The organism is Lyngbya sp. CCY1209 (assembly GCF_035615495.1).
Classification (GTDB): Bacteria; Cyanobacteriota; Cyanobacteriia; order Cyanobacteriales; family Microcoleaceae; genus Limnospira.
This window is the reverse complement of record NZ_JAJENU010000352.1, coordinates 1-15,108: the sequence shown is the minus strand read 5'-3', so window position 1 is coordinate 15,108 and position 15,108 is coordinate 1. Positions and strand designations below refer to the sequence as shown.

Here is a 15,108-nt window from a genome sequence, read left to right as displayed (position 1 = left end):
ACTTGGACTACACCCTACACCCTACACCCTACACCCTACACCCTACACCCTACACCCATTCCGCTTTAGCTTTTGTTGGAAGCGGAGGCTTTGGCGCGGCGCTTCAACAGTTTGGGCTTCGGCGTGGGCGAGAGATCCTCCTCGTCGTCATCGTCGTCGGCCCCCATATTCGCCGGACGGGTCTGGTCGTAGGCCAGTTGCAGGGCCGCCGCGGCGATCGCGTGGGGGTCGTACTCCTCGCCGAGCTGGGAGACGATGGGCAGGAAGGAGGCCATCCGCTCCCCGGTCAGGGCATCCCGCACCCGGGCTTTGAGGCGGTCGATATAACGCGCCTCGATTTCGGCCCGCTTGGGAACGGACTGGATGTCGAAGGTCTGGCGCAGGTGCCGCTCGATATAGCGCAGCTTGCGGCGGTCGATCGGTTGGATCAGCGTGATCGCTTTTCCTTCGCGACCGGCTCGGCCGGTGCGTCCGATGCGGTGGACGTAGCTATCGACGTTATCGGGAAGGTCGTAGTTGATGACGTGGGTGAGGTGATCGACATCGAGGCCCCGGGCGGCGATGTCGGTGGCGACAATCCAGCGCACTTGGCGGCGGCGCAGTCGCTGCAACAGACGTTCCCGCTGGGACTGGTTCAGGTTGCCGTGGTATTCATCCACGCTGTGTCCGGCCGCCTGCAGTTGGTTGGTCAGGTCGGCGGCGGACTGTTTGGTGCGGACGAAGATGATGGCGGATTCGGGATCTTCGAGTTCCAGAATCGGTTCCAGAGCCCGGGCTTTGGACCATCCCCGGGGCACCATGTAGACGGACTGTTCGATCCGTTTGGGGGTGGCTTTGGGGGTTTCGACTTTGACGGTGACGGGGGACTTGAGGTGGCGGCGCACCAATTTCCAGATGGAAGCGTCCATCGTCGCCGAGAAGAAGGCCGTCTGGCGGTCTTCGTTGCAGGCTTCCAAGATTTTCTCCACATCTTGGATGAAGCCCATGCTCAACATTTCGTCGGCTTCGTCGAGGACCGTCCAGCGCACGGAGTTGAGTTTCAGTTCGCCGCGGTTGAGCAGGTCCAAAATTCGCCCCGGGGTTCCGACGACAATCTGGACACCGCGCCGCAGCCGCTGAATTTGCCGGTCGATGGATTGCCCCCCGTAGACGGTGAGAACGTAGAGGGCGCGATCGGTACTCAAGTTGCGGATCGCTTCCTTGACCTGCATCGCCAACTCCCGCGTGGGGGTCAAAACCAGGGCTTGGACGCCGGAGGCTTGAAGGTCGATCTGTTCTAGGATGGGCAGGGAAAAGGCGGCGGTTTTGCCGGTGCCGGTCTGGGCGAGACCGACGACATCCCGGCCCGAGAGCATTTCGGGGATGGCCTGAGCTTGAACCGGGGTGGGCTCCGTAAAGCCGAGCGTTTCTAGATGGTGAGCGCGGGTTTCGGAAATACCTAAGCTTTCAAAGGATTGACTCATCAAATCTCCTGTCTTTTTGTTTTCGCCCGGTTCCCTTGGCTGCCCAATTCCAACACAGATTTCTCTTGTCTCCAATAACTCGAATGAGCTTCAGTCCGGCGGTCAGCCTTTTGACGGGCATCTGGGAACCATAGCATTTGGGTGAGGTCGTCCAAATTTATCAGCTCGCCGGGTTGACAACCCGAGAGGGTTCCGGCAATTTTCACTGCTTTATAGCATAGCGCTTAACAAACGGAAACATAACCTCAAATTCCTTAAAATTTGCCGCCATTCCTTGTAGATCGGCGGATCGAAATTCTGAACTGACTGATATCAGAGGGTTTGAGGCGATCGCTCCCGGCTGAAAATTTATTGGGGGTCGGCGACCTCTGGAAACAGTTTACCCCAGACCCGGGATGTGCGATCGCCCTTTTGAGATCCGATCGCTCCCGAGGGCCCCCACTCTGGGAACGATCGGGGATGGGATCTAAAATGGAGGTGGGGAAAATTGACCGCTCCCTCTCCGAATTGATTATGGCCTCTGTGATCGCCCGATCGTTCTCAAAGTTGCGTCCCCGGCTGGCATTGCTCCCGAAAGCGATCGCCTGGGGATACGCGGGTTTTGTCGCCGTTTACCTGCTGCTGAGACTGCTGTTTTGGGATGCCTTCTGGCCGGTGGCACTGGTGGGGATTTTCGTACCCCTCATTTTACTGCCGATTTTCCTACTGCCGATCTCGGGCATTTTTATCCTCAAAAATCGCGCCTTCGCCACCGTTTCGGCGATCGCTAGTTTGATATTATTGGGGTGGCTGCATATTAACTACTTCTCTCCGGCTACTGACCCCATCAATTCCCGACCCCTGAAAGTGGTCACCTTAAATGCCAGTTGGCACAAAACCAGCCCCGATCGCCTGGTGGATTTTGTCGCCCGAGAAGACCCCGATTTCGTCTTTTTACAAGAGGTCGTCGTCCCCCACGTTAAAAAAGCCTTTCCTAAACTCAAAACCACCCACCCCTACCAGGTGGGAGAACCCCCCGCCGCTATCCTCAGCAAATACCCCCTGCGATCGCACCGAACCCTCCATCTGGCGGGGCTGCGGGAAACCCAACAGCGAGCGATCGCGACCGTTGACAGCCAGGATATTGTACTTTATAATATACAGACGATTTCCCCCTGGATTCGACCCCAAAAAATTAGCCCCTTTTTCAGCATCCCCAGCTACGAATTTGCCGCCCGAACCGCCCAAATTGAAGACCTGTTCCAGCGCATCCGACGGGAAACTCAACCCACGATTGTGGCCGGGGATTTTAATTTCACCGAACCGTCCCAAGACTATCACAAATTAACCCGATCAATCAAGGATTGCTTTCGAGAATCCGGCTTCGGGTTCGGCTTCACCTGGCCCCACGGCTGGGATCTGAGTTTGGCTAATCCCAACTGGTCCGGAAAGCTGAATTTTCCCCTATTCAGAATCGATTATATCTGGCATTCTCCCCAGTTGCGATCGCGGGAAACCCGAGTCCTGTCCTCGACGGGGGCTGATCACCTTCCGGTCCGCACGACATTGTATTTTGACGTGAATTTTTAGACCTGGGGTCGGGCACGATTTTTTTGACGGTTTCACCCTTGACAAATTTGGGGCGATCGCCTAGAATGAAAGGGTGGGGGTAACATGGCTATACGCTTGATTTTTTGTTCAACACCCCCACAGAGAGGACGCACCATCAGAGTCCCGTATGGTGAATGGGTAGCGATCGCTCTGTTCCGTCGGACAGTTGAGCAGTCCAAAGAAGCCACAGGGGTACTGTTGGAAAATGCGGTAGAAGATCCTGTCGGTTTTCACGTCGGTTTTCACGGGGGACGGGATATTCTATTTTAATTTGAGACTGAATTTCGGTGAATTGAAAGGGCGCGATCGCCTCCATCCAAAACGGATGGGGATTTCTCGAGTAAAAATCGTAGAAATGGCTGCATAGCCAACCATCCCTAGAAAAGTTTCCTGAAATTGAAGAAACCCGGTTTCTAGCAGCAATGAAAAACCCCCTCGCCGTAGCCCGGGGGAAAATCGATGAAAATTGGGAGTCGGGGGAAAAGAAAGATGAATTGACAATGATCAATTATCCCCGACATCCCAATTAATAATTGAAGGTGTCGTCGCCATCGTCGATCGCCTCGCTGCCGCCACCCACGGCGACCAGATCGATCTGTTGGCGGTAGTAATCCACGCTCTTGACCTGGACTTCGACGTTATCGCCGAGGCGGTACTGGTTGCGGTTCTTGCGGCCCACGAGGGTCTGTTGGCGGGAACGGTACTCGTACCAGTCATCCTTGAGGGAGGAGACGTGCACGAGCCCTTCCACCCGCAGGGTCGAGCCGCCGGGGGATTCCACCTCGATTTCCACGAAGAAGCCGTAGGACTGGACGCCGGTAATTAAACCGACAAACGTCTGGCCGGTGCGTTCCTTCATGAACCCGGTCTTCTTCAACCCCTCCAAATCCTCTTCCGCGTCCGCGGCCGAGCTTTCCCGTTCGCTGATGTGGACGACGAGTTGGGCGAACTGGCTTTCCAGGTCGTGTTGCAGGTCGGGGGGGAGGACGTTCCAGGAGATTTTACCCTCGCAGGAAGAGTGGTTGAGGTTGACCCGCTCTTTCGATCGCGTCGAACGGCGATCGCGGCCCTCTTCAAATACGGCCTTCAGAACCCGGCACATCTGCAGGTCCGAATAGCGGGAAATCGGCGAGGTGCAGTGAGTGTAAGCCGGCAGTGCCAAGCCGAAGTGGAATTTGGGCGCGGTGCTGTAAACCGGGGGCTTGAGGCTGTCTTCCAACAGGTAGGTCAGCACCCGTTCGGCCCGGGAGTTTTTCAGGTCTTCGGTGAAATTGCGGAAGTCGAGGGGTTGCACGTCTTCCTCGTCCTCCAAATAGAGTTCGCACCCCAGATGGGTGGAGAGTTTCACCAACTCGGCGACGTCGGCGGGGTCGGGAGCCGGTTGCACCCGAAAAATGGCGGGGACGCCGAGGGATTGCAGTTGGGTGGCGACCACCTGGTTGGCCAGGACCAGCAGTTCGGACATCATCGCCTGGGCCGTCAACTTGTTGCCGGAGATCATCGGCCCGAGTTCCCCCTCGTCGTTGAAGTGACAGTGGGTGTCGGGGAGGTTGAGCTCGAAGGCGCCTCGGGCTTCCCGCATCTGCCGCGCGGCCCGACTCACTTCCAGGAGGTCTTCGAGGAGGGCGTTGGGTTCGGAGGAGTCGCCGTCGAAGATGCTCTGGGCCTCCCGGTAGGTGAGTTGTTGATCGACGCGGACGACGCTGGGCTGGATTTCGTATTGCAAAATTTGCCCGGTGGGGCCGAGGTCGATCAGGATGGAGAGGGCGAGGCGGTCTTCTCCGGGGACGAGGGAGATGCGATCGCAGCTCAGGGAGGGGGGCAAAATGGGGATGAATTTATCCGCCAGATAGATCGCAATTCCCCGGCGTCGGGCTTCGCGATCGAGGGCCGTGTCCGGGGTGACGTAGTGGGCGGCGTCGGCGACGTGGATGGCCAATTTCCAGTTGCCGGATTTGGTCTGTTCCAGGCTGAGGGCGTGGTCGATGCTGTACCGAGCCGGCCGGTCCTCTTCCTTGAGGACGGAAAACTCGGGGTTGCCCAGGTCGGGGAGGAAGGAGAGGGTCGGTTTGTTCCGCAGGTCGAGGCGGTTTTTGAAGTCCGCCGGTTTCAGGGTGACGGCGAGGAGGGCTTCGGCCTCCTGTTGGACATTTTTAGAAAACGATCGCGGCAAATCGTGCTTGCAGCAGACGATATCCAAGTCTTCGGCCTCTTCGGCATCGGAACCGAGGACCTGCACCACCCGGCCCACGGGGCGGTGGATGCCGATGGGGTAGCGGACCACTTCGACGTGGACGAGGTGATCGACGGCGCCGGCGAGTTCTTCGGGGGGGTTGACCAGGTTCATTTCAAACAGCAGGCGATCGTCGAGGGGGAGGGCGCGATAACCTTTTTTGGTCTGTTTGACCCGGGCTAAAACCGAGGGGTTGGCCCGCTCCAAAATTAGGTAAACTTCGCCTTCCGGGGAGCGCCGGCGGGAGCCTTCTTTGATGATTTTCACCAGGACGCGATCGCCGTTCCAGGCGGTGCTCAGGTGGCTTTCCCGGATGTAGACATCTTCGGCACCTTCGGCGTCTTGGATGGCGAAGCAGAACCCTTTACTCGAACAGCGCAGTTTGGCTTCGACGATGCCCTCCTGATCCGATCGCCGGTAGCGGCCCTTGTCTTTTTCCAAGATGCCGATCCGCTCCAGGGCATCGATGGCAATCTGAAATTTTCGCAGACTCTCCTCATCGGAGGTCAGTTTTTTTTCCAGTGCCTTGGGAGCCACTAATTTGTCTTCCGTGAAATTGGCTAACAGTGTAGCGATTGAAAATTCCATGCAGCGATTTTTCCTTCGTTATCTCGATAGGGATATAGCAATGAGAAGCGAGTGTATTAACAGTTGGGAGCGGGGCAGAAATTTTGAAACCCTGAGAGAAAAGCGATTTCCAATTCCGACTCCCGACTCCCTAATACCGACTCCCCTCGCTTGAGCACTATAGTTGGGTCGGACGCGACTCCCGCCACGGTCGGTTGCGGCCCGTTTCCGACGACTCACCTCCCCCGTCCCGCGTCCGGACGGCGGGTCGGGATTGTCGGGTTCCACCTCGAATCCGGCCTCAGTACCGTTGAAGTGGTCGGGCGGACGGCGCTCGGAATCGGCGGATGTCGGGCCGGGGCGAACCGAACTCGAAGTTCGCGTCAAACGGGGAGCGGGCTCGGCCGCCACCGACGACTGGGATGGCGGGGAGTCCGCGCGCCCGTTTGGGTCCGCAAAGATGGGTTCCCGACGGAACCGCCAGATTGTCACGCCCGGGGGCGGGAATTCGCGATCGCAATGGTTTTGACCCCTCCGGCCACCTGAAGTTGGAGATTCGAGTCCGGATTCCAAACGCCAACAGACACTCCGGTTGTTTCCTTCCCTCCCGACACCCATCGGCTCCCAAAGACAGTGATACAATTGAGAGCGATCGGCAACCTCTGCGGAGAAAATGCCCGGGGTGGGAGTTCAAACCTGCACGGCATCTCCTCTTGTCAGTCCAGCGCAGATGCCCGATGTCATGGGCTCAGACCGCAGGGTGAAAAAGGGTTCAAGTGGCAGACGGGCTGCGTAGGCGACCACATTTGAATTTAGTATATCGTAAGTTTAGGACAGATTATGCTTGCTCAATTTAGAGCCCGCTATCCCACCGGGGGACTGGTCTCGGAATTGCTCGTCATCCGGGACGGCCAGTTTATCGTCCGCGTTTTGGTTCAATCGGGCGGGGTGACGTTGGCTTCGGGATTGGCGACGGCGGAAACCCTGGAGGAAGCTGAGGACCGAGCCAGGGAGCGGGCGCTGCAGGCGTTGGGCATGGGGGCTGTTGCGGATTTTCCCAAGGCGGATTTGCCCAAATTTGAGACGACATCGGCTCCGCCGGAGGGGCACCGGGAAGAGTGGAGTCCGCCCCCGCCGGCCTTGGCCGAGGAATCGACACCGAGGGCTGAAACCGAACCCGCCGAACCCCCGCCCATGCCCTCCGACGACTGGCTTTCGGCTACCTATCTCAAGAAGCCCCAACCTTCGGAGGCAGCCGGCGGCGGGCGAAAAACCTCCCTTCCCCCCCTCCCCGGCCACGAAAACGAAGTGGAAACCGCCCCGGAACGCTACTCCGAAAGCTATCCCATGCCGGAAGAATTCTCCCCGCCACCGCCGACTCCCAAACCTCCCAAAAAGACGAGTCTGGGGGCGATCGAATCTCCCGATTTGTCTTCGGATATCGCCAAAACGGATATCCATTTGAAGCGGCTCGGCTGGACGACAAAGCAGGGACGGGAATATCTCCTGAACACTTACGGGAAGGTATCCCGCAGTCACCTCAGCGAGGAAGAATTGCTCGATTTCCTCCACTACCTCGAATCCCTCGACACCCCTCCACAGGGAGGGAGTCGGGAGTCGGGATCGAGAAATTGATAATGATCAATTATCAATTGTCAATTATCAATTCTCGACGGGGTTGGAGGCCGAAGGACGGCGGTTGATGACCTGATCGATGAGGCCGTAATTCACCGCATCTTGGGCGGACATGAAGAAATCGCGCTCCGTATCCTCTTCGATGCGGGACAGGGGTTGTCCCGTGTGGGCGGCGAGGTTTTCGTTCAACTGCTTTTTCAGATAGAGGATCTCTTTGGCCTGGATCTCGATATCCGTCGCCTGTCCCTGGGCGCCGCCGAGGGGTTGGTGGATCATGATCCGGGAGTGGGGGAGGCTGTAACGCTTGCCCTTGGCCCCGGCACTGAGCAGGAAGGCACCCATGCTGGCCGCGAGTCCCAGACAGACAGTGCAGACGTCGGGGCGGATGTGGTTCATGGTGTCGAAGATTCCCAAACCGGCGTTGACGCCGCCGCCGGGGGAGTTGACGTAGAGGTAGATATCTTTTTCGGGGTCTTCCGCATCCAAAAACAGGAGTTGAGCCACGATCAGGTTGGCCAGGTCGGAGTTGACTTGGCCCCCGAGAAACACGATGCGATCGCGCAACAGTCGGGAGTAAATGTCAAAGGCGCGTTCCCCACGGCCCGATTGTTCGATAACGGTTGGAATCATATAACCTGCTCAACTGACTTAACATTTTTTGATTTTATCGCGGTTCTCGGCGGTTGGGTTCCCGATGTCGCGTGCTATAGCAATCGGGAGTCATGTGAAAATCTTCTGGCCCCCAAACCCCCAATACTGGGGGCTTTGAGCCGCTCAAATTTTCACGAATCATTTCACACTGCTATAGATTCGTATCGATCCCCTTAAAAAGGGACTTTTAAACCTCAATTGTACCTCATCAGCTTGAGAAACGCTATATTCATTTATTTTTACCTGGATTTTTAATCGAGTTGCCGGAGTGGCGATCGCACCTATTCTTCCTGGCGATAGCGCACCAAACCTTCTCTCAGTGAAATAATGATATCAAAATCAAAACGGGTCAGAAAATCCATGCCCAGCAAACCATCAAAAAATGCTCCCGATGGCAAGTCATGAGCGACAATTGGGAAGCATTCAACACGCTGACCCAAACAGCTAAACCAAGGGGCAATAATGACGGGTGCTGTCATCATTCCTTGAGGTGTCGTTATTCTCTCCTGGCGATCGCTAACTTCACCACTGATTGCTGTCAAGATACTCGTTCGCAATACAGTATAACTCGACCCGGTATCCAATAATAACCTAACTTGTTTGATCTTTTCATTGTTACCGATAACACCCCTCAAAATCAGCAAATTGCCGTATCTATAAAGCCGATAAATTCTATCAGACATTACATCAAGCCCGGTTATTGAGTCAGAAAACAATTGAAAATCCGGATTTGTTGGAAATAAACTCTCGGCAGGGGCGAAAAATTTTTCGCCCCGACTCGCCCAAATTATTGGAAGATGATTGGGTCATTTGTGCGGTGACAAAACCGGATCTGATATCAAAACATAACTGCGTAATCGTCCGGCACAGGCCCGGTATATTCGATCGCCACACAAGGAACATGGTTAAACTCAAACATCGCCTCATCGATCGCATCCCGGTCGGGAGAGTGAGCCAACAATTTTCCCTCGATGAGGTCGAAATTATCGTTAGTCTTTGGGTCGGCAATCAGCACCCACTCCTTCGGATAAAGTTTGCAAATTTCTTCAAATTTTAAGACGCGATCGCTCGAAACTTCCAGAGTTTTTCGATTGTGTTCGGTTTCAGAATCCATGATTTTATGAGTTGGTTGAATGACCGTCAGATTGAGCCGTGTTAAGAAATGGAATGTAAAGTCTACGGGTTGACATTTTATAGGATAGCACAGGCAAGATGCCTGTGCTACCAAAGTGGCGGGAGTTGTAAGAGGAACGCACCTCGCCCTCTGACTAAACTTTGAGAAACCAGCCGCGTCGGTACATGATAAATGCGATCGCCCACCAAAAAACGACTGTCGCCACCGCAAATAATAGCGATCCGTTCAGCGGTCCGGCGAGAGAAACGAACCATGTTTCGTAAATCCAGGTTTTCAAATTGGGGGCATCCGGCCCTTCGCCGACGGGGGTATAAATCAGAAATCGGGCGACAAATCCCGAAGCCACAAACAGGAAAATCGGATTCATTCCCATCATTTCAAAGGGCTTGCCCCACCGTTGCCAATTTTTGATTTCGATCGCCCAATAACAGGCCGCCAATAACAGCAACACCCAACCCGCCGTCGCCACCACATAGGAGCTCGTCCACAGGGCTTTATTGATGGGAAATAACGGGTTCCAAAGGGAGCCGACAACTAATGAAATTAAACCAAATATGAGTAAATTGAGGGCGGTTCGCGGCTTGCGGGGTTGGGTTTTCAACCAGTCGCCGGCGACATAACCCGCCAGGACGGTGACGGTGGCGGGAAGGGTGCTGAACAGTCCTTCGGGGTCGTAGGGACCGCCCCGCCAAAGGTGATCCGCCCCCAAAATTATCCGGTCTAAAAAGGCGGCGAAATTGCCCTCGGGGGAGAGATCTCCGGCGCCGTAACCGGGGACGGGAATTAGGGTCATGGCGGCCCAATAACCTATCAAAATGAGGATGGAAATGCCCCACAGCCACCGCCGGGACAGGTTCAAAACGGCGATCGCGGCCAATCCGTAGGCAACTGAAATTCGTTGCAATACGCCCATAATGCGGAGGGTTTCTAGGTCATAGTTGGGAAATCCATTCATCAGTAATCCCAATAAAAATAGCAGCAGACACCGCCGCAAAATCCGGATGTAAAGCGATCGCGGGACGGGTTCTCCGGGGGGGCGGTTTTCTTTGACATATTTCGAGAGGGAAAATGCGATCGCCACCCCGACGATAAATAGAAAGCTGGGGAATACCAAATCGGTGGGGGTCAAACCGTGCCATTTGGCGTGTTGCAGGACGGGGTACATGGAATTCCAACTGCCGGGGTTGTTGACGAGAATCATCGCGGCGATCGCGATTCCCCGAAACACATCGAGCGAGATCAGACGCATGGTTGGGTCGTGGCAAAAGTATCATTATCCAGATTAGTCGATTTGTGGCTCTTTTCCGACAAAGAAATGCCCGGAGATTGACATACTACATTTTGTATGTTACAATATTACTACAAACTTCGTACAGCGTCAGGAGGTGTACAATGCCTGTCATCGCAATGGAAGTCAAAAAAGCGGAACAACACCCGAATGCAGATTCCTTGCGCGTTTACGGCGCGATCGCCCCGGGTTATGAGGAAATTCAGATTGTCGCCAACCTCGAAAATGTTTATGAAGTTGGCGATATTGTGGCGATCGCTTTAAACAATTCCGTATTAAAAGATGGGACGAAAATCAAGCCGACAAAATTACGGGGGATTCAGTCCTGGGGGATGGCACTGGGAAAAATTGTCGCACCTGTCGGTTCTGATTTGAGCGATCGCTACTGTCAGAAAAATCTTGAACAATCTATTTCATTGCAACAATGGCCGAGTATCGAGCTGTTGTATAACGTTCGACGCAGTTTAGAAATAGTTGGCAAAGCACCCAAAGTGACTTATCGAGCCAAAATTAAACTGGACGGGACGAACGGGGGAATTCAAATTTTTACTGACGGACGCATTGCCGCTCAAAGTCGATCGCAAATCATTAATGCAAAAAATGATAATGCTGGATTTGCCGATTGGGTAACAAGCCAGATCGATTTTTTTTCCCAAATTGCGGGTGACGAGCATCTGACGATATTTGGTGAATGGTGTGGAAAAGGGATACAAAAACGCGCCTCAATTTCCAAAATCGATCGCAAGATTTTCGCGGTCTTCGCCTTACAATATGGGGGAATAGAGGGTAAAAAAGCACGGTTAGAAGTCGATCCGGATCGAATTTGTGCCGCGATCGCTCCCCATCCCGATATTTTCGTGCTGCCCTTTGTGGGGGAACCCATTGTCTTGGATTTTGGCGATCGCGAACAATTAAAAGCAGCCAGCGATCGACTCAATCAAATGGTTTCAGACGTGGAACAATGCGATCCTTGGGTCAAGGAAAATTTTGGCATTGAAGGATTGGGAGAAGGTGTCGTTCTGTATCCTAAAAGCGATACGCGGATCGAAAATATTGCTTATGCAGACCTCCTCTTCAAAGCCAAAGGCGAACAACATCAAGTTGTAAAGACAAAAAAATCCGTGCAAATCGATCCGGAAGTTGCTCAAAGTATAGAGGACTTTGTGAAGTTATTTGTCACAAATTTACGTCTGGAACAAGCCATCACAGAAGCCTGTGGAGGAGAACTCGACATGAAACACATGGGAAATTTTTTGAAATGGATTGTCACCGATATTCAGAAAGAAAGTGTGGCGGAATTGGAAAGCAATCAATTGCAATGGAAAGATGTCAGCAAATCTATCACGAATGTGGCTCGAACATGGTATAAAGAGAAAGTGCAAGATTTAGGGTAGCGATATCAACCCCACCCAACCCTCCCCTTGCAAAGGGGAGGGCTAATAATTGGGTTCAATTCATCATTTTTAGCAAGGCTTGGATGGGGTGTTGGGGTGTAAATTCTCCGCAGCGTTTGACTTGCGATCGGCAGGAGTAACCCGTCGCCAAGATTTGTTGATGATTGGAAATTTCGGCTATCTTTCGGCTCCAACTCATGTTATAAATGCCTTTTGAATTGTCGTAGTGTTCGGCTTCGTGGCCGTAAATTCCCGCCATCCCGCAGCAACCCGTGGAAATCGGGTGTAAATCTAATCCCATTTTTTCAAATATCTGCCGCCACTGGGATTGAGAATCGAGAACCGCCGTTTTTTCGGTACAGTGTCCGAATAGAAAATAGGGTTCCGTCGGGGAAAATTGCGGGAGGCGATCGCACCGTTCGAGTAAAAATTCTTGCAGTAGTTTAATTTTCGGTAGCGGTTCGGAATAACCGAGGGTTTTGGGGTATTCGTCCCGGTAGGTGAGGACGATGCTGGGTTCGATTCCGACTATCGGAAGTCCGAGTTTCCCCAACTGGCGGAGAATGGGGGCATTTTGGCGGGCGATCGCGTCAAATTCTCGCAAAAATCCTTTGACGTGGAGGGGTTTGCCGCTGGGGAAAAAGGGCGGGATGTAGACGGTGTATCCGAGTCGGTTTAGAAAATCGTAGGTATCTAAAACCAGTGGGGATTCGTAAAAGCTGGTGAAGGCATCCTGCAACAAGATTATACTATTTTGTTTTTCGGTATCTGTCAAACGAGACAGGCGATCGCGATCCCACTCGGGAACGCTTCTCTCCCGCAATCCTTCGCGGAGGGTGGGGAAACTGGCGACGGGGGGATCGACCATGTTTAACAGGGTTTTGGTCGCGGTTTTGGCGATGCTATTTTGTGTCAAAGTATTGACGAGTTTCGGATTTATCGATTGCCAGCTTGACAGGATTTCAATATTTGCGATAAAATAGTCTCGGAGGGGTCGGAAATAGCGGGTGTGGTAGAGGTTCAGAAACTTGGATTTCATGTCGGGAATATCGACATGGATCGGACACTGACTCGCGCAGGCTTTGCAGGACAGACAGCCCTGCATTCCTTCATATACTTGGTGGGAATAGTCCGGATCTCCCCGCCATTTCTTGACCGTATTCCAGAACCGGATCGCCGGAGGAGCGGGGGTTTCCGGGTTTTCGGTTTGGCTGTTGGAGAGTTGCCGCAGCCACTCCCGCAGCAGACTCGATCGCCCTTTTGGAGAGTGGATGCGATCGCGGGTAATGCGGTAGGACGGACACATTACGTCATCGGGATCGAAGTTGAAACAGGCGCCGTTTCCGTTGCAGTTGAAGGCGCCTTCGTAGGTGGTGCGATCGCCCGAATTGACTTGGCGATCGAAGTGTCCCCGCAGGGGAGATTCCAGTTTGACAACGGTATCGTTGCTGTCGATGGGGGTGACAATTTTTCCGGGGTTGAGTCGGTTGTCGGGATCGAAAATTGCTTTGATTTGTCGCAAGGCGTGATAGAGTTCTTCGCCGAAAAATTCCGGGGTATATTCGCTGCGAAAACCCTTGCCGTGTTCCCCCCACATCACGCCGCCATATTTGCGGACTAAAGCCACGACGCGATCGGACAATTCCCTCACCAACGCCTCGTCCTGGGGACGCTTCAGATCCAACGCCGGACGGACGTGAAGACAGCCGACATCCACATGGCCGTACATTCCATATTGTAGGTTATATTCTGCCAGTAAATCCCGAAATTCTCGGATGTAGTCGGCGAGGTTGACGGGGGGGACGGCAGTATCTTCAATAAAGGGGATCGGTTTGCGGCTTCCGGGTTGATTTCCCAGCAGTCCTGCACCCTTACTCCGCAGTTTCCACAGGTTGCCAATTTCCCGGCTATCTCGGGCGAGGTAATAGCCCGTTACGCCTTCCATACCCTTATTTATTTTATCACAAATTGCGTCAATTTTGGTATCAATCGCTTCCGGGGTTTCTCCGACGAACTCGACCAAATTGATCGTCCCGATTTCGGGGATAAAATCTTTGATATCGTGGTAGATTTCATCCCCTTTCGCCAAGTTTAAAATCGTCTCGTCGATGGTTTCGATCGCCGCCGGTTCCGACTCCAACAAATTCATCGCGTCCCGCAAGGCATCCTCGAAACTTTGATAGTGGATAACCAGCAGTTTTTTGGCTTGGGGAATGGGGGTGAGTTTCAGTTTCGCTTCGGTTATCATTCCCAGGGTTCCTTCTGAACCCGTCAACAAGTAATTGAGGTTGAAGGTTCGGTTATCCTCTGAGTAGACTTTCGCCAAATTGTAACCCGTCATGAATCGGGTCATTTTCGGGAAGACTTCGGCGATTTTATCTCGGTTTTCGGCGAGGATGCGATCGACGCGATCGTAAATTTTGCCCACCCGTCCGGGTTGCCGTTTGAGGTGATTTAACGTATCGCGATCGACGGGTTTAGAACAGCCTTCGGTTCCGTCCGGCAACACCCAATTTAACGCCAAAATATGCTGGCTGGTTCGCCCGTAAATTCGCGATCCTTTTCCGCAGGCATCCGTATTGATCATCCCCCCGATTGTCGCCCGGTTGCTGGGGGCGAGGGAGGGGGCAAAAAAGACGCCGTGGGGTTGTAAAATGGCGTTGAGTTGGTCTAAAACTACCCCCGGTTGAACGCGAACCCATCCTTCTTCTATATTAATTTCTAGGATGCGGTTCATGTGTTTGGAACAGTCGATAATAATGCCGGGGGAGAGGGATTGTCCGTTGGTTCCCGTCCCGCCTCCTCGGGGAGAAAAGGTGATGTTTTTGTAGCGATTTTGGCGGGCGAGTTTGAACAGGGAAACGAGATCTGCGGGGGTTTTGGGGTAGACGACACCTTTGGGGAGGATTTGATAAATGCTGTTGTCCGTGGCGGTGACGAGGCGGGTGGCGAAGTCGCCACGAATGTCTCCGGAAAAGGGGGTTTTTTCGAGTTGATATAAAAAATCGAGATAGTCCGGGGTTGGGGTTTCTTCGGGTATCAGGGGGGGAATCATAGGCTACTGGGCGATCGCAATTCCGATTGATATAGCAGTGTGAAATGATGAGTGAAAAATTGATTGACTCAAAGCCCCCAGTATTGGGGGTTTGGGG

The 15,108-nt window shown here is 53.7% G+C and carries 11 protein-coding genes and 1 pseudogene; 4 read left to right on the top strand and 8 right to left on the bottom strand.

The window, feature by feature from the left end; translation table 11 throughout:
• Positions 1 to 65: 65 nt before the first annotated feature.
• Positions 66 to 1,463, bottom strand: a complete 1,398-nt coding sequence (locus LKE08_RS09780; RefSeq protein ID WP_324704032.1) for a DEAD/DEAH box helicase — start codon at positions 1,461 to 1,463, stop codon at positions 66 to 68.
• 459 nt (positions 1,464 to 1,922) lie between these two features.
• On the opposite strand from LKE08_RS09780, the gene LKE08_RS09775 reads away from it, so the two are divergent.
• Positions 1,923 to 3,032 (top strand): endonuclease/exonuclease/phosphatase family protein, encoded by a 1,110-nt coding sequence (locus tag LKE08_RS09775; RefSeq protein WP_324704031.1) that lies wholly within the window; start codon positions 1,923 to 1,925, stop codon positions 3,030 to 3,032.
• 150 nt (positions 3,033 to 3,182) lie between these two features.
• On the opposite strand, the pseudogene LKE08_RS09770 reads toward LKE08_RS09775, so the two are convergent.
• Together LKE08_RS09770 and LKE08_RS09765 are read right to left on the bottom strand one after the other, a co-directional pair.
• Positions 3,183 to 3,287 (bottom strand): annotated as a pseudogene (locus tag LKE08_RS09770) (DUF2887 domain-containing protein); the annotation flags it as partial.
• 292 nt (positions 3,288 to 3,579) lie between these two features.
• Positions 3,580 to 5,874 (bottom strand): ribonuclease R family protein, encoded by a 2,295-nt coding sequence (locus tag LKE08_RS09765; RefSeq protein WP_324704030.1) that lies wholly within the window; start codon positions 5,872 to 5,874, stop codon positions 3,580 to 3,582.
• 150 nt (positions 5,875 to 6,024) lie between these two features.
• Here LKE08_RS09765 and LKE08_RS09760 point away from each other — a divergent pair, with 150 nt between their 5' ends.
• Together LKE08_RS09760 and LKE08_RS09755 are read left to right on the top strand one after the other, a co-directional pair.
• Positions 6,025 to 6,399, top strand: a complete 375-nt coding sequence (locus tag LKE08_RS09760) for a hypothetical protein (protein WP_324704029.1) — start codon at positions 6,025 to 6,027, stop codon at positions 6,397 to 6,399.
• Positions 6,400 to 6,693: 294 nt separating this feature from the next.
• A complete protein-coding gene (locus tag LKE08_RS09755) occupies positions 6,694 to 7,488 on the top strand; it encodes a hypothetical protein (protein ID WP_324704028.1) in 795 nt (264 codons plus the stop codon).
• A 27-nt stretch (positions 7,489 to 7,515) separates the two neighbouring features.
• Here the strand turns inward: LKE08_RS09755 and clpP are convergent, their stop codons facing one another.
• The 4 genes from clpP to LKE08_RS09735 all read right to left on the bottom strand — a co-directional run bounded on the left by clpP (position 7,516) and on the right by LKE08_RS09735 (position 10,523).
• Complete coding sequence (clpP, locus tag LKE08_RS09750) at positions 7,516 to 8,118, bottom strand: ATP-dependent Clp endopeptidase proteolytic subunit ClpP (RefSeq protein ID WP_324704027.1); 603 nt, start codon at positions 8,116 to 8,118, stop codon at positions 7,516 to 7,518.
• A 302-nt stretch (positions 8,119 to 8,420) separates the two neighbouring features.
• Entirely contained in the window at positions 8,421 to 8,822 is a 402-nt protein-coding gene (locus LKE08_RS09745) for a retropepsin-like aspartic protease (RefSeq protein WP_324704026.1), read from the bottom strand.
• Positions 8,823 to 8,977: 155 nt separating this feature from the next.
• Positions 8,978 to 9,253 carry a hypothetical protein gene (locus tag LKE08_RS09740; RefSeq protein WP_324704025.1) on the bottom strand — a complete coding sequence of 92 codons (276 nt, stop codon included), beginning with the start codon at positions 9,251 to 9,253 and terminating at the stop codon, positions 8,978 to 8,980.
• A 154-nt stretch (positions 9,254 to 9,407) separates the two neighbouring features.
• Positions 9,408 to 10,523, bottom strand: a complete 1,116-nt coding sequence (locus LKE08_RS09735; RefSeq protein ID WP_324704024.1) for a heparan-alpha-glucosaminide N-acetyltransferase domain-containing protein — start codon at positions 10,521 to 10,523, stop codon at positions 9,408 to 9,410.
• A gap of 143 nt (positions 10,524 to 10,666) precedes the next feature.
• Between LKE08_RS09735 and LKE08_RS09730 the strand changes: the two genes are divergently transcribed.
• On the top strand, positions 10,667 to 11,956 hold the full coding sequence (locus tag LKE08_RS09730; RefSeq protein ID WP_324704023.1) for an RNA ligase family protein: 1,290 nt from the start codon (positions 10,667 to 10,669) through the stop codon (positions 11,954 to 11,956).
• Between the two features lie 55 nt (positions 11,957 to 12,011).
• Here the strand turns inward: LKE08_RS09730 and LKE08_RS09725 are convergent, their stop codons facing one another.
• Positions 12,012 to 15,011 carry an FAD-binding and (Fe-S)-binding domain-containing protein gene (locus LKE08_RS09725; RefSeq protein WP_324704022.1) on the bottom strand — a complete coding sequence of 1,000 codons (3,000 nt, stop codon included), beginning with the start codon at positions 15,009 to 15,011 and terminating at the stop codon, positions 12,012 to 12,014.
• Positions 15,012 to 15,108: the final 97 nt, after the last annotated feature.

Bases quoted from the DNA above. Each gene is read 5' to 3' on its own strand.
- LKE08_RS09780 (WP_324704032.1), bottom strand. From the start codon at position 1,463: ATGAGTCAATCCTTTGAAAGCTTAGGTATTTCCGAAACCCGCGCTCAC.
- LKE08_RS09775 (WP_324704031.1), top strand. From the start codon at position 1,923: ATGGGATCTAAAATGGAGGTGGGGAAAATTGACCGCTCCCTCTCCGAA.
- LKE08_RS09765 (WP_324704030.1), bottom strand. From the start codon at position 5,874: ATGGAATTTTCAATCGCTACACTGTTAGCCAATTTCACGGAAGACAAA.
- LKE08_RS09755 (WP_324704028.1), top strand. From the start codon at position 6,694: ATGCTTGCTCAATTTAGAGCCCGCTATCCCACCGGGGGACTGGTCTCG.
- clpP (WP_324704027.1), bottom strand. From the start codon at position 8,118: ATGATTCCAACCGTTATCGAACAATCGGGCCGTGGGGAACGCGCCTTT.
- LKE08_RS09745 (WP_324704026.1), bottom strand. From the start codon at position 8,822: ATGTCTGATAGAATTTATCGGCTTTATAGATACGGCAATTTGCTGATT.
- LKE08_RS09740 (WP_324704025.1), bottom strand. From the start codon at position 9,253: ATGGATTCTGAAACCGAACACAATCGAAAAACTCTGGAAGTTTCGAGC.
- LKE08_RS09735 (WP_324704024.1), bottom strand. From the start codon at position 10,523: ATGCGTCTGATCTCGCTCGATGTGTTTCGGGGAATCGCGATCGCCGCG.
- LKE08_RS09730 (WP_324704023.1), top strand. From the start codon at position 10,667: ATGCCTGTCATCGCAATGGAAGTCAAAAAAGCGGAACAACACCCGAAT.
- LKE08_RS09725 (WP_324704022.1), bottom strand. From the start codon at position 15,011: ATGATTCCCCCCCTGATACCCGAAGAAACCCCAACCCCGGACTATCTC.